Here is a 26,768-nt window from a genome sequence, read left to right as displayed (position 1 = left end):
ACATATCATGAAGAATATATTTTTTCTTGGATTAGTCGGCCTCACGACTACGCTGCCCACAATTACAAATGCTGAATTTATCAAAGATAGTAAAATATCGTTAACGACAAAAAATTATTACTTTGATAGAGATTACATAAATAATGTTCCATATCCTGCAGCAAGAGATTGGGCTCAAGGTTTTATCCTAAATGCTAAATCTGGATATACCAGTGGAAATGTAGGATTTGGTTTGGATGTTCTTGCTTTAGCAGGTTTTAATCTTATGGGAAATAACAAAGATTATGCTGCTTCAGGTTTATTGCCTGTAGATAGAAACAATGAGCGTCCTGATCAGACAGGAGAGTTGCGCTGGACCCTGAAAACCAAGGTAAGTGATTCGACAGTTCATATCGGGACACTTTCGCCGATGTTCCCAGTAATTTTTTCAAGCCCTGCACGATTATTCCAACAGAATTACCGCGGTGCACACTTGCAGTTTAATCAAGTAAAAGATCTTAAGCTTCATGGATTATATGTCGATCGAGTCAATCATAGGGACTCTACGAACTATGAAAAAATTCGTATAGGAAATATCAATGGGCGATTTAAAACAGCTGCTGAGTCTTCAGGCTTATATATGCTTGGTGCTGAATATCAATTTAGTGAAGGCTTTAAAGCAGATCTATATCACGCAAATTTGCATGATGTATATTCTCAAAATTTTATTGGTGTCAAAACTAAACATGATGTCGGAATCGGTCATGTTCTTGGCGATTTTAGAGCGTTTCTCAGTGAAGATGCTGGAAAAGAATTAGCAGGGAAAATAGACAATCAACATTTAAGTGGGATTGTAGGTTTAAATATTCATACTCATACCTTGAGTTTAGGATATATGCACTCTTTAGGCGATACCGCAATGCCAACATTAGGTTATGCTGAACCCGCAGTATTTATGGATAGTATAAGTGCTGATTTCACCAATCAAAATGAAAAAGTTATCAGTGTTCGATATGATTATGATTTTAAAGATACTGCTTTAAGTGGCTTAAAATTTATGGCGAGATATAGTCATGGAACTGATATTGAAATTCCTCGGTTAAAGGGGGAGTTATTTGAAGAAGACTCTTACGATTTTGATCTAAATTATCGCATACCTCGTGGAATCCTCAAGGGTGTTGGTATCCGTGCTCGCTATACGCGTTATCGTAATGATTTACCTAATGAGAGAATCGTATTCAGACCCGCCAATGAGACGAGGGTCAATGTTGATTACACGTGGAAATTTTAAAGCATAAAATAAATGGAATGTTATCGGTGGATTAGCTTATAACATTCCAAGAAAATTCAGTAATTAATATTGTCTTTGGTAAAGTTAATAAAATCTTTGACAACCTCTCTCTTTTTTAATTTTGAATACACCATGTAAAGTGATAATTCAGATGAATGATTGTCTTTAAAACACTCAATTAATATACCATCTTCTAACTCTTGTTTGACCTCGTGATATAAACGATATCCAATACCAAATCCTTGAATCATCCATTGGTGTGTAACTTCAGCATTATTACTCTTTAAATAAGGGTGTACATGAACTTCAAATATTTCGTCATTTATGCTGTATTTCCAATCTTGATATATGTGACGATTTCTTATTAGGCAAATGCGGCGATGATTGAGTAAGTCTAAGGGATGTGTAGGGTAGCCAAATTTATTAAAATATTTGGGTGATGCACAGAATATACGTCTAGTGTCGAGTAAAACTTCTGAATTGTAGATTACATTATTGGGTTGTTCGAGTTGAAAAAGGATATCGAGTTCATTTTCCACAAGATCCATTTTCGAGTCAGAAAGAATGAGTTCGATTTCTAGATTTGGATGCGGTACGCTGAATTTTGCTACTAGATCACCTAACTTACTACGCCCAAGATAATTTAAGCTACCAATACGTAATTTACCTGCAAAAGAATTCACATTTTGAGAAACTTCGTCATGAACTTGTTTCATTAAAGATGATATGTAAATACTACGATCTAATAATAATTTACCAGCCTCTGTTAAATCAAATTGTCTAGCAGATCTGTTAATAAGCCTCTTACCATAAAAATATTCAAGTTTTGCTAACTTTCTACTTACTGTTGGTAGGGGAATATCCATTTCAATGGAAGCACGCGTCATTGATTTTGATGAGGCTAATGTTATAAAGAAATCTAAATCACTAATTTCATCTTGCATAATTTGCTTTCCGTAGCATAAATCAATTTAATTTTTGCATAGCACACCTTTGTCCAAAATATAATTGATGCTTTTTAAAATTAAATTTGAGGTGTTGTTAACTTTTATTTTTTTTCAAAAATCCCATTTTTATTAAAATTTAAAAATAGCGATTTGACTTACAATGGTTATTATAGCAGTAGTTAGGATATGTATGAGGAAAATTAATATTTTGAAAAATATAAATTTAATTCAGAAACTGTAAATAAAATTGAATAAAAAAGTGTTATGGCTAAATATGTCATAGAAAAATATGATTCTTTTAAAACTAAATGAAAACACTTCTGTGCCGAGCAGCACAATAGTTTTTTCATTGAATATTCAGTCTGTAAAGCAAAAAGTGAATTGCGCAACAAATAACATTCAATAAATTAGCAAGAAGGCTAAATAAATATTCCATGATCTGTTTCAACACATTAAAAAATGGAAGTATTACCAGTACAATTTATTTTGAGTTAAATTTAGTAAAACCATCTTTAGCTGATTGTCTATACTTGCTATTTTAGAGAATTTCTCAATATGACTAAGTTTATGATATTTATATGTTTTAGTTAAAATGCTTCTTTTTGACATTTTTTCTGACACTTTCTTTGACATTTTTTTGATATTTTTTATTAAAAAATTGACTAAATAACTGAAATACAATAATAATGATTTGACATTTTCTTTGACATTTTTTCTGACAAAATATGCCTGAACAAAGTAAAACATGGATAGATGAAACGACGTTAAAAGTCATGACATATAAATCAGGCTTTTTTACTTTTCAATTGGGTTTTGAACATACTCAAGTCCAAGCGATGCTCAATCGTGTCAATGATTCACAAAAGCGCTTTAACAAAACCCCAAGTTTACCCTTAATTATTGACCAAGTGCAGGATAAGGTATTAGCAAGCAGTATTTACAGTACCAATACTATTGAGGGAGGGCAATTTACAGAACAAGAAACTGCAAACATATTAAAACAGGACCCTAAGACTATTCAAAAGTCAGAAGAGCGAAGACTGACAAATTTAAAAGAATCTATTGAATGGATAAAAAAATCCAGTTCTAAACAGTTAAAGCCTGTAGAAGGTAAGCCTTTTGAACTTTCTACGATGTTTCAATTACATACACTAGTATCTCAGAATTTAGAAGAGCAACATAATCCAGCAGGGCAGTTACGAAATAACCAGCCAACTCAAAAAACAATAGTTGGTAATGATTCTCATGGGGGAACCTATCGACCACCCAAGTGCATAGAGGATATTGAATATCTTATTCAGGCGTGGATAGAATGGTTAAATAGTCCAAACGTAATTAATCAACCAGCGATAATTAGAGCAGGGCTAGCACATTATTATTTTGAGCTAATTCACCCATTTTGGGATGGTAATGGACGTACTGGGCGTCTGATTGAAATGTTTATTCTTGAGCAGTCAGGATATCGGTTTAGTTCATCTGCTATTTGGAAGTATTATCAAACGAATATCCATGAATATTTTGCTTTATTCAATCAGTGTAGAAAACTAGCTGATAAAAAGGAAGATAAACCTAATCAACCATTTATTGAATTTATATTGAATGGTATGTTTGAAACAATTGAATATCTTCATGATGAAAGTAATAAATTAATCGGATATTTGCTTTACCAAACAGCTTTAAATAACGCTAAATTTAGGAAGGAAATTTCAGATAGACAATTCAATCTTATTCATAATGTGATGCGAGTGATGAGTGAAAGTAATAAATTTTTGTCAAAAGCAGAACTTTATCGTATTCCACAAATCCAGATTTTATATGATAGAAAAACCGAAAGAACATTTTATAGAGATATTGATAAGCTTGTTGAATTAAAATTTTTATCTGAGCAGGATGGATTGATCGTTATGGGAAATTGATTAATAAGTGAATCCTTTAATTTTTTGTATCAACAATTTCAGCGCTTTTTCATGCCTAAATATCTATCATGGACATCTACAAGTACAATTTGAAAATCACGCACATTATAAATAAGGTATGATACGTAGCGATGACTTTCACTATTTTGAGTTGAGTATACTTGATGAAAAAAATATTAATGTTGCTGATCAGTCCTGTAATTGCTGGTTCTGTGTATAGCGCTGAAGATTGGTCGAAAAAGCCTCAATCCTATGTATTTTTACAAAATGAAGAACCTCAATATGAGAATAACAATAGTGAACATGTTGATTTTTTTGAGTTGTCAAAGCAACAAGAGCAAGATCGTATCGCTCAACGTGAGGTAAATGTCGCAAAAATGTATGAAAGTCGGGCAAATACTTCTAATATGAGTCCATTTGAAAGATCTCAATATCTTCTGAAAAATAACGATACTTATGCTTTGAATGCACATGAAAATGAACAGCAGTTAAAATCATTGCAAAAGGCACGCAATAGAGGGGTAATTTCAGAGCGCGATTATCAACAGAAAATGATTAAGCAAAATCAGATGCCTTTAGAACAGAAAAATAATCAACTTAAATATTCAATCCCTGTAGGGGAGTGATGATGAACATATTTAAGTGTGATTGGTGTTGAACGAGTTTTTTAATTACTTATTTTTATAAAGAAGTACCTTAAGGTACTTTTTTTAACACATTAAAAATTCAACCTCTCTTCTCTACAGGTTGAAATCGTGATAAGCAATTGTATAATCTTTCGTTATCTTTGATTTAAGCTTTTATTATTTTAGTATTTACGATTCATTCGTATTTATCTAAAAATTAATTATATTAGACGGTTAGAATAAAAATAAACTAACTCTGGATCACCATCATCAAGATTTTCTATGTGACCGCTCGCGATAAATCCATAATTTAGTAATAATTGCTGCATTGCCAAATTAGATAGATTCGTTGTGGTAAAAAGCTTCGGATGTTGGCAGTTAGCCTTTAATACATTCAGTAATGCTCGCCCCATACCACAACGACGATAAGGTTCTCCGACCATCAACATCTCAATAAAACCGCATCCGAAAAAATGGTAATTTAGAACGCCGTAGCCCATTACCTTTCCATTTTTTTCAACAAGAAAGCAGACACCTTGCATACACCAATTGTGGATTTGCAATATTCGCTGCGGATCGTGTGAGGCAACACTGTCAATAGCGATTAAGTCTTTAGTGTCAGTTTCAGTCGCTAGGCGAATAAGCATATGTTCATTTATATCAGTCATTATGCTATTCACTATAGCAAAATATATAGACCAATTTAAAATTATGGTCGTGATAAGAAATTCTAGATAGTTTCTTTATAGATCAATCGCCTTACCGCAAAAATTAGAATCAGGGCAGAGTAAAGATATTTTACTTTGAGGTATTGATACTGTTGCTAAGCAAAATCAGTGTAGCGCTTTGAATGATGTGAAGAACAAAGTGTTAAAGTTAGACTAAACCAGCTTAAAGCTCATTTGAAATTATGGGCTTTAAGCTACGCTATCACTTCTTTTTATCACAACCGATCACTATGGCATCGGTGATGATGTTCTTTTTATCGGTGTACAGGGTGATATTGCAAAAGTAATCGATAACAGTCCGATTTTCTGTATATCCAGTCTTCCGATATACAGGTTCGCTACCAACTGGCATTTGGCCAACCACGCCACCGCCACCGATTCCAACCATGGTCGTCTTTTGGCCAATATACTCAACACCTGTCTGCACGAAAACTTTTTCTGGTGTTACATGAGTCTGCACTCGATTCCACCCATAGAAGCCACCACTACCATACGATGATGGACCTAGACCATGATCAGGTTTGCCAAATATTTTAAATGCATTACTGGCTGGCTGCCCTACTAGTTTTTGTGCAGCCACTTCGACTTCATTGGGTTTGGTGGCCAAGGTGGCGCAAGCGCTGATACTAAGCACCATGAGGGTGACACAACTATATTTGAATAAAGGCATGGAAAAGACTCCTAAAATAATCAATGTTATACGTACAGAGCAGAGCGAGATATTAATTCATCATAATTTATTATTTGGTATATATTTCACACGATTATATCGCATAACTATTGATAGTCAAAAGCCCATTCTCACTAAAATAATTTGGTGTTAACTTTCCTCTGCTCATAGTCTATTGATGATCTTTTTAGAAGGCGCGATCCTCGTATTGAGCGCTGTTTTGAATAAACTTTATTATATTCGGTCTATTAATCAATATATTGATTTAATTAAGAATGTTTCATAAATATCAAGTTGTGATGAGCATGATCATCAGAATAAAAATAAGTAATGCCAATTCAAAATTTGAGTTTAGTGATGAATTATTTTAAGATTTAGAACGACTAAAAGTTAATTTATAAATGATAGATATTTCACAAAATAATTTACGGCATGGATGAAAAATTATGGCTAAATACAATAGACCGCAGATCATACAATTTTTTATATCGTTAATTTCTCTTACTCTATTTTCTTTAACGATGTCAGGTGTTGCGCATGCTGAGGGGAATTGTCCTCCGGGCTATTATCCTGTCGGTGGTCAAGGTGTACAAGGCTGTGCGCCTATTTCGAATTATGGAAGCAGTGGGGGATATTCAGCTCCAAGCTATCGGACACCAAGCACAGAAGGTTATGTGGCTTCGGGTACAAATGGTGTAATCGGTGTGGCTACTGCAAAAATTTTCCGCGGAAAGTTAGAAGAGAAAGCATTACAAGCTTGCGAAAAAAAAGGTGGGACTGATTGCAGAATTTGGTTTACTTATGATGACAATCATTGCGCGACTATAGGTCAAGCGGAAGGAACAAATAGATTGTATAAAGCACGAACAACGGCGGGTGAAGTAAGCGATGTTGTCCCAATGTTAGTCCCTGGAAGTAGAAAAGCTTTAGGACGAAAAAAAGTTTTAGAGGCGTGTCGTTATGATGGCTTTCCTGAGACTCAATGCAAAATTATTTATGAAGATTGCCGTAGGCTTAATCTTCCATAAGTATTTTATTTTGCGATTAAAATATGAAATACAAAGCTTGGGAAGACGTTTACGGAGTCGAGCTGAAGCGAGTTTTTAAGACAAATAAAACTACCTTCGGGTGGTTTTTGTTTAATGGATGATTCTAGTTTGGTACTGGAAATAGGTGCTATTTCGTATAGGAATCATTTTGTTAATGGAGAAAGTTTTGAACTAGGGTGATCAAGTTTTGTATTGTTTCTTTCTTATGCTTTAATATCAATGTAATTGGCAGAGGACTAGTGCTACAAACATTAGAGTGGACTTTACCTGATTCTGTCTATGACCCATATGATTAAGAATTAAATAAAGATACAGATTTTAAAAAATTGAATCCTGAGCAACAGGCTAATATTGTAGCTGATTATTTTGGATGAATTGAAGGATATAATCAGATTAATTTCAGTTTAGCTTGGCGAAATCATATAGCTGATAATTCACAGTATATAAGACAGGTAATGCAACCGATTATAAGTAATCCTTCAGGATATACACTGGTTTCTAATTCTACTCCGACTCCATTAATTCCTTTAATTTACTGAATTATCATCTCATGAAAAATATTAATTTATTAAGTGTTTTTTTTATATCAATAATATTAATTGGTTGTAAAGAGAAACGTGTAGCTGATTTCCAATATGAAATATTAGAAGATAAGAGCATTTGTTCATTAAAACCCCAAGAAATTTATGATTCTAATGAGTTTTCAATGTTTGACACATCATTTAAAAATGAAAGTGGAAGTTTCAATGATGAATTATCAAAGAAAATATATGCACAAAGTTTAGAAAATTTGTCTAATAAAGATAGTAAGTATATTTTTTGCCTTTCAAAAGATATGCTTATGTCGAATTATTTAGAAACTCAGATCCGTATTGAGCTAAAAAAAGGAAAATCCTTTAGACAATATGAATTTATAAATTACTTCTGTCTAAGTAAAAAAAATTCAATTATGAATTTCAATAGTCGGGATAAGAGTATACGAGAATGCCAATAATTCTGATTTCTGTAAAATTATCATAATATAGGTGACTTGAAATCTTACTTTCAACATCTATATCTTAGCCAAAGCAGTTCTAGAATTCGGCATGATGGAATAGTTTTACCGAGTAAGTCTTAAGTTTTTAAAAGTGGACTTTGATCTGTTTATCTGCCGTTCTGCATCGTATTTTTTGCTGTTCTATAGGTAAACCAATGAGTTCATCATAAGCATTCATTACCTGTTCATCTGTAGGGTCAATCTGTTCACGGGAAACCTTACATTTCTTTTGATTTTTTAAAAACAAAGCATTTAAGCTTTTTCCGTAAGTTGAATTTTCATCTTTATCACAAAGACTACTAAGAGCAACTAAACGAGCAAATTTTAATTGTTGAACTTGGATTTGACATGATGATTTGGATTTTGGTAACTCAGCCCAAGTTCCACGACTAATTAAGAGGGTGAGAAGTAGGAATTTTTTCATTTTTTGATCCTTTATTTTGTTTATTCAATGATAGATTTTTTATTGGAAAGAAAATTTCTAACTTTATCTTGTTTTTGAATTAACACATAAGGCGAGTCAATATCAAGATATAAAAGAGCCAAAATATAGTTTTAAAAAGTTGAAGGCGAAAGTGGCTAAGATTCGAGTAGTCGTATTGCAATTGCTTTAAAAATAAATGCCTTATTCAAATTGCATTATGCTGATGTCATCAACATATTTAATATCTCATATCGATTTTTATAAGTTTTATCAACATATCTATACATACGTGTCGAAATTTTCATTAAATATCGACATGAGGCTTTACTGATTTTACCCTTTGACTTAGATATTGAAGTGGGATGTAAAAAGGGGGGGGAAGATTTATATGTATTAGCTCAAACTTGAGCTGGCAGTTCCCTTTTTTAGGGAATATCTGTTTTATTTTGGGGTGAAGTATTCTGATCATAAGTGATGCTATGCTTAGTCTACGCTTTTTTCTGCTGAATTTTATCTGGTGATTGGATACAGATTTTAGCAATATTGTGATTTATCTTAGAACAATAGCAAAAATCTTCGGTGACTCGGTCTCATTTATTCCATTTTATCTTTCAAACCTTATGTAAATGGGGTGTTGTGATTTGTTTCGTATTGTTTTTGACTTTATAGGTTCTGTTATACTCAGGTCGCAAATCTTTCCTCGAAAGAGGACGTAATAAAAGTGTCTCAGCAATTTGATTACTCATTTTTTGGTCTGTGGTGATTACTATGGTCTGTATCTCACAGCTGTTGCTCGAAAGTTTCGACTGGTAAAGCGCAGTGATACTCGCTGGTTGATCATACTCCATCATTATTTTGCTGTTTATGTTTGATTCAGTCAAAGCGCTTAAACAGGATCAATTTAGTCCTAAAGTAATGCAAGTGATCACGAAGTGAATTCAGTCATCACATCACACAACTGAAAAATCAGGAATATTTTAATTTGAGTAAATGACTTTTGTTTTTCATTTTTTATTCAGATATTTATTTTCATTGATTGAGCGATGGAAAGACGTGGATGAATATTTTCTTTTTCTTCTCTAACTTCCTGAGGATTGTATGGCAACAGATAATCCAAGAGCAGTTGATGATGCTACATTAGCGAATAAAGACCATTTAAATCGTGTGGTTTTTTATATTTCAGCTCTACTTATTTTAACATTTGCACTTGTTACGATTTTATTTAACGACTTTGCCAATCACTTACTGAATGTGGTACTGGCTTGGGTCAGTGATAAATTCAGCTGGTATTATTTATTAGCTGCAACATTGTATTTAATCTTTGTAATTTTTATTGCTTTCTCACGTTATGGCGATATCAAACTTGGTCCAAAGCACTCGAAACCTGAGTTTAGTTTATTGAGTTGGTCAGCGATGCTGTTCGCTGCTGGGATTGGGACAGACTTAATGTTCTTCTCGGTTGCAGAGCCGCTATCGCATTATATGAACCCTCCCATAGGTGAAGGGCAGACTTATGAAGCTGCACGTCAGGGTATGGTCTGGACATTGTTCCACTATGGCTTAACAGGGTGGGGGATGTACGCTTTGGTTGGTATGGCATTGGGATATTTTAGTTACCGCTATAATTTGCCATTAACAATTCGTTCTGCGCTATATCCAATCTTTGGTAAAAGAATTGATGGGCCTATTGGGCATACTGTTGATATTGCTGCTGTGATCGGAACGATCTTTGGTATTGCTACCACCTGTGGTATTGCAGTAGTTCAGATCAATTATGGCCTACATGTGCTGTTGGATATCCCAGAGAAGCTCTGGATTCAGATTGCGCTGATTTTAGTCGCTGTGATTGTGACCATTATTTCGGTGACCGCAGGGGTAAATAAAGGCATCAAGGTTCTGTCTGAAATTAATATCTATGCTGCAATTGGTTTGATGCTGTTCGTATTGTTTCTTGGAAATACCGAATTTCTGCTCAATGCGCTGGTACAAAACTTTGGTGATTATATTAGTCGCTTCCCAAGTTTAGCTTTGGAAAGTTTTGCTTTTGATCGGCCAAAAGACTGGATGAATAGCTGGACCTTATTCTTCTGGGCATGGTGGGTAGCTTGGTCTCCATTTGTAGGCTTATTTCTGGCGAGAATTTCTCGCGGTCGTACGATCCGAGAATTCGTCTGCGGTACCTTGATCATTCCATTATTGTTCACTATCACTTGGTTATCTATTTTCGGTAATAGCGCCTTACATAGTGTGATCTTCGATGGTAACAGCGCATTGGCACAAACGGTATTGACCAATCCTGCACATGGCTTTTATGACTTACTTGCGCAGTATCCAGGCTTTGCCTTTATTGCAAGTATTGCCACAATTACAGGTTTACTCTTCTATGTTACTTCGGCAGATTCAGGTGCTTTAGTACTTGGTAACTTCACGACGAAATTTTCTAGTGTTGATCATGATGCTCCACGTTGGTTGCGTATCTTCTGGGCTATTGCAATCGGATTACTGACTGTAGCCATGCTAATGGCTAATGGGATCGCCGCTTTGCAAAGTGCAACGATCATTATGGGATTGCCTTTCAGTTTTGTCATGTTGTTAGTGATGGCAGGTTTGTATAAATCCTTGCGCTTGGAAGATTATCGTAAAGCGAGCCGTAGCTCAAATGCAGCACCTGTTGTAGGGAATGTTGATATTCTAAATTGGAAGCAACGTTTGTCTCGTGTCATGTTTCATCCTGGTAGTCGCGAAACACTCAGTATGCTCGACAGCGTATGTAAACCTGCAGTCCAGACAGTTGCGGATGAGTTAGTTAAACGTGGCATGAGTATCGAAGTAACGCAGGGAGAAGTGGAAGATAGTGATACCTTGTATCATCTTGATTTAACCATCTACATCGAAGAAGAGTTTAATTTCGTTTATCAGATCTGGCCTGTGCGTTATATCGCGCCGACCTTTAGTGAACGTGGTAAACGCGGTATGCAACATTACTATCGTTTAGAAACCTTCCTGTACGAAGGTTCGCAGGACAATGACTTGGTCGGATATACAAAAGAGCAGGTGATTAATGACATTTTAGATAAGTACGAACGTCATATGACCTTTTTACATATCAATCGAATTAGTCCCGGAAATCGTCCTTTGTATCCTGACTCACAAGACTAGTGGCTTGACATAAAATATCCCCATGAGTTGTGCACAACTTATGGGGATTTATTTTAATAAAAATCTGTTTTTAAATAATTTTTATAAGCTCTTATTAGTGATTGTCCAAAAGTCGTAGTAACCATTCAACAAGAAGTGAGCACGCAACAAATTGAACAAGTCAAGCTGTTGAGTAAAAGGCTGTTGTCATAGATGTCTAAGTGGTTCTTTTATTTGCTAAGATTGGGTAAAATTACTGCAAATTTAGCACTTTATAAAATGTAGATTAGGATGATGATGATGAACAAAATTTTAGTAATCGCCTTAGGGATATTGCCAGTATTTGTACAAGCACAAAGCTTCAAATACAAAAACACCGAGTCTGGTTTTAAAAATTATCAGGGAGTAGCCACTTTAACAGGAAAATTTTCACGTAATTTAGACCCTGAATATTTGGATTATATGGGCGATGATATTTGCTTCGAACCTAACAAAACATCAGCTGCACTTATTCCACGCCCAAAAGGTGATACACGAGATGTATGGTTTTGCTTTAGCAACTTTGATGCAGCAAAAAAGACTTTTAAGTTACCAGACAATATTAAAAAAGGTTATTGCCAATATGAAGGACAGGCAACGATTCAAATTAAAGACTATCATTTATTTATAGAGGAAACTGAAGGTTTTGATTCAACTCAATTAGTTTCAGCGACCAATATTACTCCCGCAAAAGCAATAAAATGTAAAGTGCAGAATTAAGACTGTTTGAATACTGTGATGAGATTTGATAACTACAAGTAAATAGAGCTTAACTTGGTTAGCTATTCGCAAACAAAAAAGATCGCATTAATGCGATCTTTTTTAAAACAAATACTTAATCTATTTATACTCATTTATTCTTTTTGCTGACTTTTTTATATTCCAGATAAGCTTCTTCAGCAAATTTTCGTAATGAAGTCCCGATTGCTGCATATTGGAATTCATTTAAGTTGGCTAGCGAGGCGCGTGCAGAAGGGTGTTGAACACCAAAACCTGAACCCGGAAGTAGTACTACACCTGTCTCATCAGCAACTCGGAAAAGTAATTCTGTTGGATTCTTATTTTTCATCACCCAATCAGCAAATGCATCACCATATAGTTTTCGCGAGGTATTTTCTAAATTGACCAAGGTATAGTAATCAACGGCATTCGGATCTTGCGGAACTTCAACGCCAAGCTGTCTATAAAGCGCAGTATCACGTTCTCGAACCACAGATTTCACTGCTTTTTTATAGCTTTGACGAGAATCCATCATATTAAATAAAGCAAAAAGAACCATTTGTACTTGTTGAGGTGTGGATAATCCAGCCGTGTGATTTAAAGCAACATTACGGCTATCGGCAACAAGGCGATCAATAAACTTAATACTAGATGGATCTGTGGTGAGGGATGAGTAACGTTCTTCGAGTTCTTTCTTGTCTTTTTTAGAAAGCGCCGCAATTTTTTTATCTAAAATATTATGATTACTCAAGGCAATGACCCCAAGTCTCCAGCCAGTTGCACCAAAATATTTAGAGAAAGAATAAACCAGAATGGTATTGTCAGGGCAAATTGCAAATAAGGATTTAAAGTTATCTGCAAATGTGCCATAAACATCATCTGTTAAAATAATCAGGTCAGGACGTTTTTTGACAATATCAGCCAAAATCGCTAAACCTTCATCACTCATTTTAACCGAAGGTGGATTGCTTGGATTTACCAAGAAAAATGCTTTAATCGATGGATCTTCTAATTTGCGTAATTCTGATTCAGGGTATTGCCAACCAAGATTAGGATCAGCCTTGATGAGTACTTCTTCGAGCTGATAATCATTGAGTTTTGGAATTTCGAGATAAGGGGTAAAAATAGGCGAACCTATGGCAATACGATCACCATGTGAAATAATTTTATTTTCTTTTAATGAATTAAAAATATAAGCCATTGCAGCTGTACCGCCTTCCACTGCAAATAAATCGAGTTCCTCTTTAGGCATACCTTGTACGCCCATTTCACGTAAAACATATTCTTTAATAATCTTTTCGCTGACTCTTAGCATTCGATCTGGAACAGGATAATTACAGCCAAGTATACCTTCGACCATTTCGAGTAAGAATGCATCAGGATCAAGTCCCAATTGGTCACGAACATAAGAAATCGCTTTACCCAGAAAAACAACACCTGGCTTGTCACGATTTTCTAGGATGAAGTGGTCAAAGCGTGATTGCAATCCTTCCGCACGAGGAAATCCACCAAGTCCTTCTGGCATATAGGAAAAAGAAAATTCTGATTCAGTGGCAGAAAATAAACCCAATTGGAAAAAGGCACGCCGTGGAACAGTTGCAAGAAAGTTTGGATTTCCTCGTCCCGCATTGAGCATCATACGATCGGTATGGCTTTGTGCTAAAGTAATTAATTCATCTTTGAGTTCAAATGGGCTAAGTTTTGCATATTTTGAATAATCAACGTTCCCCATGGGAAGTCTCCTTAATTATCTTGAAGTGAATGAGTTTGAAATTTATAAAATTATTTATGCTAAACCGACAATCAGAGGGCCAAGCAAGGTTAAAAATACATTTGCGAGTGCATAGGTAATCGCAAATGGGACGGTCGGAATTGAGTTTCCAGCTTTGTCGAGTACGCCACCAAAAGCGGGGTTTGCACTGCGTGAGCCAGTTAATGCTCCAGCCATTACGGCGACATTGTTATAACGGAGTACATAACGGGCAAACAGCATTGAAAGAATCAGCGGTACTAGTGTGACCACCACTCCGATCATAAACAGGGACAAGCCACTTTCTTTAATGGTTTGAATGGCCTGTAAACCTGATTGCAAACCGACAGCAGCAACAAAACCAGCAAGACCTAAATCTTTGAGAAGTTGTGAAGCGGCTAAAGGCATATTGCCGTGGACTTGGTTACGGCTACGTAGCCAACCAAATAACAGACCTGATAACAGCGCACCGCCACCTGCACCAAGGGTTAAAGGAACATCACCAATACGGACAACAAATAGGCCAATGACTAAACCAACAACTAAACCTGCACCGTGGAAAATCCAGTCTGTTTTTAAGCTTTCTGGTAAAGCTTTACCCGCCTCTTTGACTAAGCGCTCAAGATCATTTTTAGTTCCATATACGGTGACCACATCGCCTTGACGCAGGACCGTATCATCACTTAAAGCTTGTGCTTCACTGTTACGTTTAATTGCAAGTACATAAATGCCATGCTTTAAATAATCTGGTGTATTAGCTTTGATATCTCCAAGGGTACGCTTGGCATATTTTGAGTTTCGTAATATGACATCTGTGGTGTCCATGATCATTTCCATGCCTTGTGAGGATTGCAACTCAGATCCAATAAACTCGGCAATGGAAACGATACTTGCCCTGCGACCAACGACCAGAACAACATCATCTTTCTGTAAGGTAATTTCTGGCGCAACATCAATAAATTGATCTTTGCGTTTTAATCGTTCAATGGTGACGCTCGGTACTTGTGTTTCGAGTTCGGCAATGGTGTGTCCTGATGCTTGTTTGACTTTGTAAATACGACCAACAATTTCAGGCATAGCCAATTCTTGACCAGGTGCCAGTTCAAATGCACCTTTTAACTGTTCCGCTTGCGCTTTTAAGGCATCATCATGAATTTCTCGTCCCATAAATTTTGGCAAGATATTCACACAGACAATAATTGCGCCTAGAGAACCAAAGATATAGGTCACGGCATATCCAATCGCAACATTGGCTTGAAGTTTTTGAATTTCTGCAAGTGGTAAGTCTAGACGAGAAATTGCATCGCCCGCCGTACCAATAATCGCAGATTGGGTCATCCCACCTGCAGCTAGACCTGCGGCTAAGCCTTTATCTAGATTAAAGATTTTTGCCATGACTAAGACCGTAATGAGTCCACATACAGCCATAAAAATAGCCAACAAAATTTCTTTAATGGATTGTGGTCCAAGCGATTTAAAAAACTGTGGGCCACTTTCAAAACCGACTGCGTAAATAAATAAAGCAAAAAGAATCGCTTTTACACCATTGTCGATTGGTACCCCAATAAGACTTAGAATAACAGCGACAAGTAATGATCCTGCAACACCACCAAATTGAAACTTTCCAAATTGAAATTGACCGATCCAAAACCCTATTGCTAAGGATAAAAATAATAGGATTTCAGGACTATGTTTTAATTCACCTTGTAGCCATTCAATCATTTTACGGCCCCACCTTTATTATTTAATCTATATTTGATTATGAATAGAAAGTTAATTTTTTACGTTAAATGGAAAATACTATATCAATCGAGGTTATGTAAAACATCTATATCTAAAATATATTAATTCATGGTTTTTTGATTCATTTAAATAATATGAAAAATATGGAGAATATTAAATTTTGCTTAACTAAAGAAAAATTCTAACCATTATTGAGTGCTTGGAACGCTTATTTGTTTCTAATGATATTATGTTGATTGGTAATTTTTTATTAAAAGTTAATTTATTTAAAAAATAAATTTAAGAAAAATAAACAAATTTTTTTGTATTTTTAAGATGTCTGTATTGTTGGTATTTTTTATTTAAGTTTTTGAAAATAATATATTATTATTTTTGATGTTGTATATTTGTTTTTTCGTTGTTAGCAAAATGTATCGTTTGGTAAACAGTATGGAAAAATATAAATATATTGTGCATTTTTTTTGAAAAGTAATTAATAAATTAAAAACTTCATTATAAATGTAGGTATATATTATGAATAAAGTGTATAAACTGGTCTGGAATACTACAGTGGGAAGCTGGGTTGTAGTTTCTGAAATTGTAAAAGGTAATCAGAAATCGAAAATTAATAAAATTGTGAGAGGTTCGATGTTTTTATTATTTATTGTTAATTCAAATGCTATTTTAGCGCAAGATATTAACGAGAGTTTAAATGTAAATGGTAGTTTAACTGCAACTGGAGATGTAGTTGCAAATGGTGTTTCATTAACAATAGTAAATACTGATTTAAATCAAACAAAAAATGATTTAAATACCCTTGATGATCAAGTTAATAATACCTCTACGGGGTTGGTCACTAAGGTATCACAGGTTGATTTTGATAGCTTAAATAACCCAGTGAATGATTCAAGCACAGGGCTGGCGACGAAAGTGTCACAGTCGGATTTCAATAGCTTGAATAGTCAGGTCAATGATGTAAACACTGGATTAACCAGCAAGGCATCTGCGACGGATTTGAATTCGCTGAAGAATCAAACTTGGAATATACAAAGCAATGGTGGGTGATAGCAGCATTGAGATCTACCAAAAAGTGATGGGTATATTTATATAAAACAACATTTATGATGATGTTTTAACACGCCATTGAGGATAGATCGAAAGGATATAGTCCTGAAATTGTTGTATCACTTTTGGATTGTTTGAACGCTTTAAATAGTCTAAAACACGATCTAAGTAAGCCTCACTGGGTTGTATCTCAAAACCTAAATTTTGACTTAATTGAGCATAATGTTCTTTTATAAGATTGGGATTTTCTGGGATCGCTTTAATATTGACTCGTATACCTTCAAAAATATAACGCAAACCATCAAGATTACCTTTCATTGGCACAGTACCGTGATCTTCACCCTCATACTGGACATATTTATAGTTCAGTTGAGTAAAAGGCTGTTGACTTAAATATTGATTGAACTTTTTGATACCCTTGTAATGGTTGTCTAAACTGTCTGTATTTTCACTGGCATCAACTTGGGTTAAAAATAAAGTTTTATGCTGAAAATCTTGATTGTTCGCTTCCTTAAAACGTTTCAGCATGATCTCATCATCCCACCAAATACTAGGGTCATGGACAATATAGGCTTGGATATTTTGTTGACCATTGAGCATATGATTGAGTGCGGTAATACCTCCAAAAGAATGACCAATCAATATATTTAACCCATTAGTACGATATTTTTTCTCAATATCAGGCATGAGCTCTGATTCTAAAAATTTAAAAAATGCGACATTTCCGCCAGTTTGACCTTCAATCAGTCGTTCTTCATTAATTTCAGGCTTTTGCTTGGTTGGGGTTAAGTCTCGGGCACGATCTGTATTGACGATGCCCACAATGACCATTTCAGGAATCGAAGGGTAAGGTGACTTCGATAATTTTTCGACAATTCCTGTCAAATAATGAAAGTTACTTTCGCTATCTAATAGATAAATCACAGGATATTTTTGCTTGGGATATTTGCCATATGTAGCAGGGAGATAGATCTGGATTGGTCTTTTTTCATTTAAAATAGCGGAAGATATGTTTTGTGTTTCTCCAATACGAATGCTGTTATCGGCAAAAGTATGTATTGAAATTTGCATGATCAACATGCCTAGCGCCAAATAGAGAGAAGTTTTCTTCAACATGAAAAATGACCTATTCGATAACAGTGATGTGATTACCCCAGTCGAGTAAACTTATTGATTGCTCAAGTATGGGTACTGATGATTTACAGAAAAATGAGATTAAATTCAGTTCAGGTTTAATTGTTGGCTGATAGTGCTTTTAGCAGAAACAGGTGTTTTGCAGCATCTGTTTGTATTTTTATAACTGACCAAAGTCATAGAGCTGAGTACTCGATTTGCTATTGGCTGAATAAGAATAGATTGGATCATAAAATTGATTTTTATAAATATGCGAATAATAATTATTATCCTTTAAGTTAGTGATAAAAATCAATATGGATCTATATGTTTTATAAATTTATGTTGCTTTGTACAAGCATACTTACAAACTAAAAAAATATTTGAGTTCTATTGATATGTCGGCTGAAAGATTGGTTCCCATTAAAATTTCTTCAAAGTATTTTTAAACCATACTCCTTAACTCATAGGCTGTATTTCTCAGTAAAGGCAAAACCTGCTGAATCAGCTGTTCTTCAGTGACACGATGTGTTTGTGCAATACAGTTTAATGCAGCGACGGCTTTGCCTTGTGCATTTAATACTGGGACTGCAATCGCAATAACCCCTAATTCATGTTGTTCTTTTGATAGACAATAATCTTGTTTTTGAATTTCTGCCAATACTTGATAAAACTGGACTTCATCTTGAATGGTATAAGCGGTTAGGCGTTTCAAACTATATTTATTTACCCAGTGTTTTTGTTCTTCTAAATTTAATGCTGCCAATAAAACCTTGCCTGTTGAGGTTGCATGTGCAGGCAGACGATTGCCCAAATGCATCCCATAAGGGCTGAGGCGTAAATTATCATGTTGAGGTAAGTAGCTTCGGGCAATCGGAACGACTTCATGTTCATCTAAAACCACCAGCGAAAAAGTCAGACTGGTTTGTGCGCTTAACAGATTGAGAATAGGTTGCACAATTTTAGGCAGATGTGCAGAGCTTAAATAGGAGCTCGATAAGCGTAATACTTTGTGAGTTAACCAAAAGTAGTGATCATCAGTTTCTAAATAACCTAAATATTTTAAAGTGCGTAAATATCTTCGTGCCGCTGTACGGCTCAATCCTGCGCGCTCCGCAATTTGAGTCGAATTGAGTTTTTGACGATCAACCCCAAAGGCTTCAAGCAAACTTAGTCCTTTGGCGAGTCCAGCAATGTAATCATCTTGCTTAATTGTTTCACCTGAAACCTCGTTCTCAATTAAATCGTATCTCATCGTTCATCCATTCCTGATTATAATTTTATGGCCGATATACGGTCATTGTTGCCACTATACGGCGATTATCCAGTTTTCACCATATCAAAAAGAGATCAAAAAAATTAATTTAATGGTCAGGATATGGAGAAAATGTTATGGAAAATTTAACCACGCAAGTGGCGATTATTGGTTCAGGCCCAGCTGGGCTATTGCTTGGACAACTGTTGTTTAAAGCAGGTATCTCGCACGTGATCATTGAGCAACGCAGTGCTGAATATGTAGCTGCACGTATTCGAGCAGGGATACTTGAACAAGTATCGGTTGATTTATTGAAGCAAGCGGGTGTGGATGAAAATCTAAACAAGTTTGGCTTAGCGCATGATGGTATTGAAATTTTAACCAATGGCTTAAAGCATCGTGTGGATTTATCTGAGTTAACTCAGGGGAAGCAAGTTACGGTTTACGGACAAACGGAAGTCACAAAAGATTTAATGCATGCACGTGAAGCGGCAGGTTTGTGCACTTACTACGAAGCAGAGAATGTGCAAATTCATGATTTTGAGCAAAACCCGTATGTTAGCTTTCAGCAAAATGGTCAATCGTACCAGCTTAGATGTGATTTTATTGCAGGCTGTGATGGTTATCATGGAGTCTGTCGTGCAAGCGTGCCACAAGATAAAATCAAAACTTTTGAGAAGATTTATCCATTCGGTTGGTTAGGTGTACTTGCAGATGTTCCACCTGTTTCAGATGAATTGATATATGTGCAGTCAGAACGTGGCTTTGCTTTATGTAGTATGCGTTCAAAAACCCGTAGCCGATATTATTTGCAAGTTCCAGTGACGGATCACGTTGATGAGTGGTCTGACCAACGATTTTGGGATGAGTTAAAAAATCGCCTTGATGAAGAAAGTCGTAAAAATTTGGTTACAGGCACTTCAATTGAAAAAAGTATTGCACCTTTACGCAGTTTTGTGACAGAGCCAATGCGATTTGGGAAACTATTTTTAGCAGGAGATGCGGCACATATCGTTCCACCGACTGGGGCAAAAGGTTTAAATTTAGCTGCATCTGATATCGCTTATTTGTCAAATGCCTTAATTGAATTTTATCTCAATGGTTCAGAACAAGGCATTGAGGAATATTCTGAAAAATGCTTAAAACGTGTGTGGAAAGCAGAACGTTTTTCATGGTGGATGACGCATTTACTACATCGTTTTGAAACGGAAAGTGAGTTTGATCATAAAATTAAGCAGGCTGAATTGAGTTATATTTTAGATTCACATGCGGGTTTAACCACATTGGCTGAAAACTATGTGGGTTTACCTTATGAAATTAAAACATTTAATGAGGTTCAGGGGAGTCGTTCTGACTTGCTTAGTCATTAATTTTGAAAAATAGAAAGTTACCTATTTTGAGCAAGGTTTTTAAATCTTAATTAAATATAGGTGGCTTTTTGTTGCTAACCAAATTAAACGAAAAATAAAAAGCTTGATCTTCATGTTTATGATTAAGCTAAATTTAAAATGATATGGCTTTATTTAAAGTTTTTTTTAAAAGTATTTTAAGCAACTTTTTGATAAACAATGAAAAGATATAGTTAAGAAAAGGATACTAAGATTAGAAAAAAGTAGTGTGATTGTTCATAAATAATGCGATAAAAAATACTGGAATTTTTGATACTTAAAAAACAAAAGATTCTGGATGTTACAAATTATTTTATAAAAATAAATACTTAAGAATGAGAAAATACCAAGAATTGGGTATTTTTTTACCAATTGGAAAATAATAATTTATTTACTCCATAACTCAAAGAGTAATTAAAATGACTAATTTAAATATTTTAAGTATTGATCAAAATGAAGAGTACATTGTGGTTTCCCTTAAAAATAATGAGGGTAAAAACTATGAGGTTGGCTATCCAAAATCTGCAGGATATAGCTTAGAACTAGTGACAGATACGTTGAATAAAAAGCAAATTGATAAAGTTGAAGGAAGCCGTTGTTAGTTGAAATGGGAAGTCAATGTAAAACCAGGTTATACATCGGATTGCGCAAAAGCATTAGGTATTGCTGAAGGGAATGTAATAGGCGGTATCAGTAAGATATATCAATGCCGCATACAATTTCGTAATACAAAAGGTTGGGGATTTACATTTTATGATTTAAGTGGTGATGACTATAGTTGTTCAACCGTTTTAAATGGATGGCACTATATTGATTATAATTCTAGCGAGCCTACAATCATCGCTGTTGATTAATAGAATTATTATTCTATGTAATTGATATATTAAAGATTTGATAAAAAAGCACACGTGTTGCTTTTTTATCAAAGAACTGCATCAATTGAGAGGGGATCAATAGTTATAGTTAAGGTTGAGTTTAATACTAAATAGGTTTTATGCCTGTATTGTGACTTCGTAAATCAAAGCATTAGCTTCAAACCAAATAGATTCAAATCGAAAATTTGTTTTCATTTTATAGATGAACTTGTTAGCATCAAAGGGTATTTTTGATAGCGTGTGACAGTGAATGTCTTCAGGTCAACAAGTTTTAATTAAACTTAGAAAAATGATTATTGCTGGAGAGCTAGAGGGCGGTGCCAGAGTAGCAGAGATCCCAACGGCTGAGTTGCTTGGGGTGTCCAGACAGCCTGTGCGTATGGCATTTCGTTTGCTTGAGCAAGAAGGCTTACTGATTAAAAATCCGACTCGAGGTTATACGGTTCGAGAAATTTCAGAAAAGCTGGTCAATGATGCACTTGAAGTACGAGGCATCCTTGAAGGACTGGCAGCTAAAACCATTGCAGAACAAGGTTTGACAGAAGAGCAGAAAAAAACACTACAAAATTGCATTGTCGAAACAGAAAAACTTTTTGATGGAAAAACTGAGTTTGGTGATCATGAACTGGAACGTTATCATCACTTTAATGTGATTTTTCACGATACCATTATTCAAGGTGCACAAAATGTTGCGCTGATCCAAGCCTTAGCCAAAAACAATCAATTGCCCATGGCCTCGGCCCAAGCCATTACTTATGACCAAACTCAGGCACTTTCAGAATATCGTCGTTTACATTATGCCCATCTACAGCATTGTTCAATTTACGATGCCTTAATACATAGACAAGCTGGGCGTGCTGAAACATTGATGCGTGAGCATAGCAGTGTTGTGGTTTTGGGCGAGACCTTAAGAAATGTGTTGTCTCAATAAAACCGAAATGAAATATCAACAGACCCTAAGCAGCTCTTTTAATCGAATCAAAGGGTTGTTTTTCATTAGAATTCAATCACCAAACTTGTAGATTTTGCTCGGGAACAGCAGGGGGTAAACTGGTTATTTAATGCATGTTCTTCGTCAGTCATAAATACATCACGGTGATCTGGAATTCCTGCAAGCACACGCGTGATACAGGTTCCGCAAATACCTTGCTCACAAGAAATAGGGACATCAAAGCCGTTTTCAATTAAGGCTTGGGTTGCTGTTTGATGAGGCTGTACTTCGATTCGACGGTCAGTGCCTTTGATTTCAATGGTAAAAGCTGCATTGTTAGATGGCTCTGACTTTTGTGCGACAAAGTGTTCTTGATGTAGCTGCTCTGTCTGCCAGCCCATGTGTTGAGCTGACTCCATCACAAATGCCATAAAACCTGCTGGCCCACAAACATATAAATGTTTATCGGATGCGTTCTGCTCCAAGACTGATGACATATCACATTGAGTTTCTGGTTGATCTTGAATATGAAAATGAATCTGACCTGTAAAGTGTTCGGTTAAATTTCCATAGAAGGCAATCATTTCATGACTACGTACAAAATAATGCAATTCAAATGGGATCCGCTGGGATTTAAGTCGATAAGCCATTGAAAGAATCGGGGTAATACCGATACCGCCTGCAAATAAGATTGCCTTTTGGGTATGAGGATGAATTTCAAATAAATTACGTGGTGTGCCAATACGTAATTGATCACCTTCACGGTACTCGGTATGCATACAACGAGAACCACCTCTGGAATGCTCATCATGCAAAACACCAATCACATAACGATGTTTTTCACGACAACAGTTTGAAAGTGAGTATTGACGCGTTAAGCCATTTTTGAGATGTACATCAATATGTGCACCTGCCTCAAAGCTTGGAAGGGCAGAACCATTGCTTGAAATCAATTCAAATGCTCGAATTGATGGAGTAAGTTGATGAATTTTATCAATAACAACGTCCATGTTTATTCTCCTTTAAATCACCCGAATATTTGGAAACTTATGTTTTGTTGTTTCAGGGGTGAGCGTACTTTCTTGTGCCAGTAATCGGTCAATCACTTTACGTGACTGTACGCCACCAGCATCGATATTTAGCATCAGTAACTGGCGATGGGGATTTCGCAAAATATTTTGTTGCTGCTGTTCCAACATTTCTAAATCTTCGGTAAAGATTTTGCCTTGACCTTCGCGGATGAGATCGGTGAGGGTCGGGTTATCGTGTTGAAAATTACGTGCCATTCCCCAAAAATACCAATGTGAGGTTTCTGTTTCAGGGCTAATAAAATCAACCACGATCGATGACACTTTTTTATCTTTGGGGGCATGATATCCGCCATGTCCAGCATGAGCGACACCCACTTCAATGTGTACGTTACTTGGAGCAACGAAGTGACAGCGTTGCCAGCGATCTACAGCAACATCATCTGCTAAGTTATTACAACGAAGTGCCATTTGCCAAAATGGGGGAGCGATGACATTTTCGATATAACGTTCAGTAATGACATGATCACCATCGACCTTGGTGACAGGAAGTGCTTCATCAATTTCTTTTTGCCCAATACTGCTCGAATGGACATAGGTTTCATGGGTCAGATCCATAAGGTTGTCGACCATCAAACGATAATCACAATGGATATGGAATAAACCACCGCCATAGCTCCACTCAGGATGATCTGCCCATTCTAGTGTTGGAAGTTTGGACTCATCAGCCAAAGCTTGATCACCAGGCCAAACCCAAATAAAACCAAACTTTTCTACAGCAGCATAGCTCTTATTGCAGGGGAAACCGTTTACGCGTTGAGCTGGCATAGAAATGGTTTTTCCTTCGCATCCCATGACTAAACCATGATAACCACAAACTAAATTGCCATCTTCTACATAGCCTAATGATAAAGGTGCGCCACGATGTGGACAAAAATCTTCAACAGCAGCGACTTTATTTTCTTTGCCGCGATAGAAAACAATTTTCTCACCACAGATGGTGCGACCAAGCGGTTTTTCTTGGATATCTTCAGGATAGCAAGCAACATACCAGGCATTTTTTATAAACATTTGTGACGACTCCTTATTACTTATTGGATCCAATTTATCGCAACACAAGTAAACGGTCAATCCATAAAATGATCATTTTTGATTATTAAATCATTTAATATAGTCTTTAATGTTTTGTATTTGTCAATATTCTGCTGTTTTTATTTAAAAATTATCTCTACGAGATTTATATGGTTGACTGTACTTTTATTAATATTTTGGATCCAATTTGTGTTTTTTGTTGGATGCCTATCGTATTGCGAAAACTGAAATATTTAAAAATAAGGGGGTGGGCTTTTTTAATATCTCTAATAAGGTCACTTACTAAGAAGAGGTTAAATGAATTTAATGGATCCATTTTAATGTAATCTTTAAATGTGTATATTCGCTTTTCATTCTTTTTAATTTAAATATATTGAGTTAAATCATGTGTTTTTTGTGTTTTAATCTTATTTTTAAAATATTTTTTAATAATACTATTGATTTTTTGGATCCAATTAATCAAGATGAAATAGAGCAGGACGCTCCAAAAAATATTCTTGTTCAAAAACGAGTTTTAAAAATTAAATTATTCCTCTAGGTAATTATGGATACGGATATGCATAACCACCCAGCGACGCAGCTCAGTAATGTCGTGTGTGTATCTGATCCAAATTGGGAGATACACAAATGGAAAGAGATGTTCTTCGTGAGATAAGTCAAAATAAAATGAGCCGATATCAATGGTTTGTGATTTTGATTTGTGTTTTCCTCAATATTATTGATGGTTTTGATGTCATGGTTATGGCATTTACTGCACCTTCAGTTTCAGCGGATTGGTCGCTTTCTGGTGCTCAAATCGGTTTGTTATTAAGTGCTGGTCTATTTGGTATGGCTGCTGGTTCGATTTTTCTGGCACCACTCGCCGATAAAATGGGTCGCCGTTTACTGATCTTAATTTGTTTGGTGATCGCTGGAATCAGCATGCTGGCATGCGCTTTTGTGAATAGTCATAGCATGTTGGCAGTCCTTCGTTTTGTCACAGGGATTGGGGTTGGCGGTATTCTTGCCAGTAGCAATGTTTTGGCCAGTGAATATGCCAATACGCGTTGGAGAAGTTTTGCGGTAAGTTTAATGTCTACAGGGTATGGGATTGGTGCCACACTTGGTGGGATATTGTCACTGACACTGATTGAACATTTAGGCTGGCGCTCGATTTTCCTTGCAGGTGGGATCACAACCATTGCAATGCTGTTGGTGAGTATATGGTTATTGCCTGAGTCCTTAGATTATTTGTTGGCAAAAAGACCACAACAAGCGCTAGCGCGGATGAACTCAGTATTACAGCGTATGGGCTTAAATCATCTAGATGCCTTACCTGATTATGCAAAAAGCGATGCAAAGGGTGGCGGAGATTTTGCCAAATTATTTGGTGGGCAACAGGGCTTTCAAACATTGTGTTTATGGGGCGCTTTCTTTCTTGTAATGTTTGGCTTCTATTTTGTAATGAGTTGGACACCGAAAATTTTAATTTCAATGGGAATGTCGGCTGAACAAGGGGTTACCACAGGTATTTTAATTAGTATTGGCGGGATCTTTGGTGCAGCAATTATTGGTTTGCTAGCATCCCGTATCAAAATCTTCTATGCCTTAAGTCTATTTCTAGGACTAACTGCCGCATGTGTGTTTTTATTCGTGGCTGTCTCGGTCCAAGTGAGCGTGGCATTGATTGTTGGCCTATTACTTGGAACGCTGATTAATGGCTGTATTGCAGGTTTATATTCTATTTCACCTACAATTTACGATGCCGATATTCGTAGCCGTGGCGTAGGCTATGCCATCGGTTTTGGCCGTATTGGTGCCATTTTATCACCAACAATTGCAGGCGTTTTTTTAGATAAAGGTTTAGCGCCAGCCACACTTTATGCATATTACGGGGTGGTATTTATTTTGGCAATTGTACTTATTTTAATGTTAGGTAATGCATTTTATCGACATAAAAATGAACCAGCCTATACGCTTAAAACAACAACTTAATCCTCTAAAAAT

At 35.8% G+C, this 26,768-nt stretch carries 23 protein-coding genes; 13 read left to right on the top strand and 10 right to left on the bottom strand.

The window, feature by feature from the left end:
* Positions 1-7 precede the first annotated feature (7 nt).
* Positions 8-1,270 (top strand): OprD family outer membrane porin, encoded by a 1,263-nt coding sequence (locus FY049_RS02185; RefSeq protein WP_327857608.1) that lies wholly within the window; start codon positions 8-10, stop codon positions 1,268-1,270.
* 56 nt (positions 1,271-1,326) lie between these two features.
* Here the strand turns inward: FY049_RS02185 and FY049_RS02180 are convergent, their stop codons facing one another.
* The gene (locus FY049_RS02180) at positions 1,327-2,214 is read right to left on the bottom strand and encodes a LysR family transcriptional regulator (RefSeq protein WP_446083079.1); all 888 of its coding nucleotides are present in this window, start codon (positions 2,212-2,214) and stop codon (positions 1,327-1,329) included.
* Between the two features lie 728 nt (positions 2,215-2,942).
* Between FY049_RS02180 and FY049_RS02175 the strand changes: the two genes are divergently transcribed.
* Positions 2,943-4,133: a Fic family protein gene (locus FY049_RS02175; protein WP_446083078.1), complete on the top strand. Its 1,191-nt coding sequence runs from the start codon at positions 2,943-2,945 to the stop codon at positions 4,131-4,133.
* 164 nt (positions 4,134-4,297) lie between these two features.
* Positions 4,298-4,759, top strand: coding sequence for a hypothetical protein (locus FY049_RS02170; RefSeq protein WP_224964136.1), 462 nt, complete (start codon positions 4,298-4,300; stop codon positions 4,757-4,759).
* 221 nt (positions 4,760-4,980) lie between these two features.
* Here the strand turns inward: FY049_RS02170 and FY049_RS02165 are convergent, their stop codons facing one another.
* Both FY049_RS02165 and FY049_RS02160 read right to left on the bottom strand, forming a co-directional pair.
* Complete coding sequence (locus FY049_RS02165) at positions 4,981-5,427, bottom strand: GNAT family N-acetyltransferase (RefSeq protein WP_224964135.1); 447 nt, start codon at positions 5,425-5,427, stop codon at positions 4,981-4,983.
* A gap of 262 nt (positions 5,428-5,689) precedes the next feature.
* Positions 5,690-6,157 carry a hypothetical protein gene (locus FY049_RS02160; protein ID WP_004717787.1) on the bottom strand — a complete coding sequence of 156 codons (468 nt, stop codon included), beginning with the start codon at positions 6,155-6,157 and terminating at the stop codon, positions 5,690-5,692.
* A 446-nt stretch (positions 6,158-6,603) separates the two neighbouring features.
* Between FY049_RS02160 and FY049_RS02155 the strand changes: the two genes are divergently transcribed.
* Together FY049_RS02155 and FY049_RS02150 are read left to right on the top strand one after the other, a co-directional pair.
* Positions 6,604-7,185, top strand: coding sequence for a DUF4189 domain-containing protein (locus FY049_RS02155; RefSeq protein WP_446083077.1), 582 nt, complete (start codon positions 6,604-6,606; stop codon positions 7,183-7,185).
* A 571-nt stretch (positions 7,186-7,756) separates the two neighbouring features.
* The gene (locus FY049_RS02150) at positions 7,757-8,200 is read left to right on the top strand and encodes a hypothetical protein (protein WP_056513373.1); all 444 of its coding nucleotides are present in this window, start codon (positions 7,757-7,759) and stop codon (positions 8,198-8,200) included.
* 127 nt (positions 8,201-8,327) lie between these two features.
* Here the strand turns inward: FY049_RS02150 and FY049_RS02145 are convergent, their stop codons facing one another.
* Positions 8,328-8,666 (bottom strand): hypothetical protein, encoded by a 339-nt coding sequence (locus FY049_RS02145; RefSeq protein WP_327857600.1) that lies wholly within the window; start codon positions 8,664-8,666, stop codon positions 8,328-8,330.
* Between the two features lie 1,098 nt (positions 8,667-9,764).
* On the opposite strand from FY049_RS02145, the gene FY049_RS02140 reads away from it, so the two are divergent.
* Both FY049_RS02140 and FY049_RS02135 read left to right on the top strand, forming a co-directional pair.
* The gene (locus tag FY049_RS02140; protein ID WP_327857599.1) at positions 9,765-11,825 is read left to right on the top strand and encodes a choline transporter; all 2,061 of its coding nucleotides are present in this window, start codon (positions 9,765-9,767) and stop codon (positions 11,823-11,825) included.
* Between the two features lie 279 nt (positions 11,826-12,104).
* Positions 12,105-12,563, top strand: coding sequence for a hypothetical protein (locus FY049_RS02135; protein ID WP_446083076.1), 459 nt, complete (start codon positions 12,105-12,107; stop codon positions 12,561-12,563).
* Positions 12,564-12,693: 130 nt separating this feature from the next.
* On the opposite strand, the gene FY049_RS02130 is transcribed toward FY049_RS02135, so the two are convergent.
* Together FY049_RS02130 and aspT are read right to left on the bottom strand one after the other, a co-directional pair.
* Positions 12,694-14,295 (bottom strand): bifunctional aspartate transaminase/aspartate 4-decarboxylase, encoded by a 1,602-nt coding sequence (locus FY049_RS02130; RefSeq protein ID WP_446083075.1) that lies wholly within the window; start codon positions 14,293-14,295, stop codon positions 12,694-12,696.
* Between the two features lie 54 nt (positions 14,296-14,349).
* Complete coding sequence (aspT, locus tag FY049_RS02125) at positions 14,350-16,035, bottom strand: aspartate-alanine antiporter (RefSeq protein WP_446083074.1); 1,686 nt, start codon at positions 16,033-16,035, stop codon at positions 14,350-14,352.
* Positions 16,036-16,569: 534 nt separating this feature from the next.
* Here aspT and FY049_RS02120 point away from each other — a divergent pair.
* Positions 16,570-17,100 carry an ESPR domain-containing protein gene (locus FY049_RS02120; RefSeq protein ID WP_446083073.1) on the top strand — a complete coding sequence of 177 codons (531 nt, stop codon included), beginning with the start codon at positions 16,570-16,572 and terminating at the stop codon, positions 17,098-17,100.
* Between the two features lie 54 nt (positions 17,101-17,154).
* Here the strand turns inward: FY049_RS02120 and FY049_RS02115 are convergent, their stop codons facing one another.
* Both FY049_RS02115 and FY049_RS02110 read right to left on the bottom strand, forming a co-directional pair.
* Positions 17,155-18,216: an alpha/beta hydrolase gene (locus FY049_RS02115; RefSeq protein ID WP_446083072.1), complete on the bottom strand. Its 1,062-nt coding sequence runs from the start codon at positions 18,214-18,216 to the stop codon at positions 17,155-17,157.
* A 442-nt stretch (positions 18,217-18,658) separates the two neighbouring features.
* Entirely contained in the window at positions 18,659-19,468 is an 810-nt protein-coding gene (locus FY049_RS02110; RefSeq protein ID WP_446083071.1) for an IclR family transcriptional regulator domain-containing protein, read from the bottom strand.
* Positions 19,469-19,605: 137 nt separating this feature from the next.
* Here FY049_RS02110 and pobA point away from each other — a divergent pair, with 137 nt between their 5' ends.
* From pobA to FY049_RS02090, 4 genes are all read left to right on the top strand, one after another.
* Positions 19,606-20,838 (top strand): 4-hydroxybenzoate 3-monooxygenase, encoded by a 1,233-nt coding sequence (gene pobA / locus FY049_RS02105; protein WP_446083070.1) that lies wholly within the window; start codon positions 19,606-19,608, stop codon positions 20,836-20,838.
* Positions 20,839-21,275: 437 nt separating this feature from the next.
* Positions 21,276-21,458 (top strand): hypothetical protein, encoded by a 183-nt coding sequence (locus tag FY049_RS02100; protein ID WP_446083069.1) that lies wholly within the window; start codon positions 21,276-21,278, stop codon positions 21,456-21,458.
* Positions 21,459-21,710: a hypothetical protein gene (locus tag FY049_RS02095; RefSeq protein WP_446083068.1), complete on the top strand. Its 252-nt coding sequence runs from the start codon at positions 21,459-21,461 to the stop codon at positions 21,708-21,710. It begins immediately after the preceding gene.
* A 271-nt stretch (positions 21,711-21,981) separates the two neighbouring features.
* Positions 21,982-22,662: a GntR family transcriptional regulator gene (locus FY049_RS02090; protein ID WP_056513336.1), complete on the top strand. Its 681-nt coding sequence runs from the start codon at positions 21,982-21,984 to the stop codon at positions 22,660-22,662.
* Between the two features lie 65 nt (positions 22,663-22,727).
* Here the strand turns inward: FY049_RS02090 and FY049_RS02085 are convergent, their stop codons facing one another.
* Together FY049_RS02085 and FY049_RS02080 are read right to left on the bottom strand one after the other, a co-directional pair.
* A complete protein-coding gene (locus FY049_RS02085) occupies positions 22,728-23,672 on the bottom strand; it encodes a PDR/VanB family oxidoreductase (RefSeq protein ID WP_446083067.1) in 945 nt (314 codons plus the stop codon).
* Between the two features lie 12 nt (positions 23,673-23,684).
* Positions 23,685-24,761 carry an aromatic ring-hydroxylating dioxygenase subunit alpha gene (locus tag FY049_RS02080; protein ID WP_333668127.1) on the bottom strand — a complete coding sequence of 359 codons (1,077 nt, stop codon included), beginning with the start codon at positions 24,759-24,761 and terminating at the stop codon, positions 23,685-23,687.
* A 648-nt stretch (positions 24,762-25,409) separates the two neighbouring features.
* Between FY049_RS02080 and FY049_RS02075 the strand changes: the two genes are divergently transcribed.
* Positions 25,410-26,756 carry an MFS transporter gene (locus tag FY049_RS02075; RefSeq protein ID WP_446083066.1) on the top strand — a complete coding sequence of 449 codons (1,347 nt, stop codon included), beginning with the start codon at positions 25,410-25,412 and terminating at the stop codon, positions 26,754-26,756.
* The last annotated feature ends 12 nt before the right edge of the window (positions 26,757-26,768 follow it).

This window comes from Acinetobacter sp. 1125_18A, from assembly GCF_052824985.1.
The sequence above is the reverse complement of the archived record's forward strand: the minus strand, read 5'-3'. Positions and strand labels throughout refer to the sequence as shown.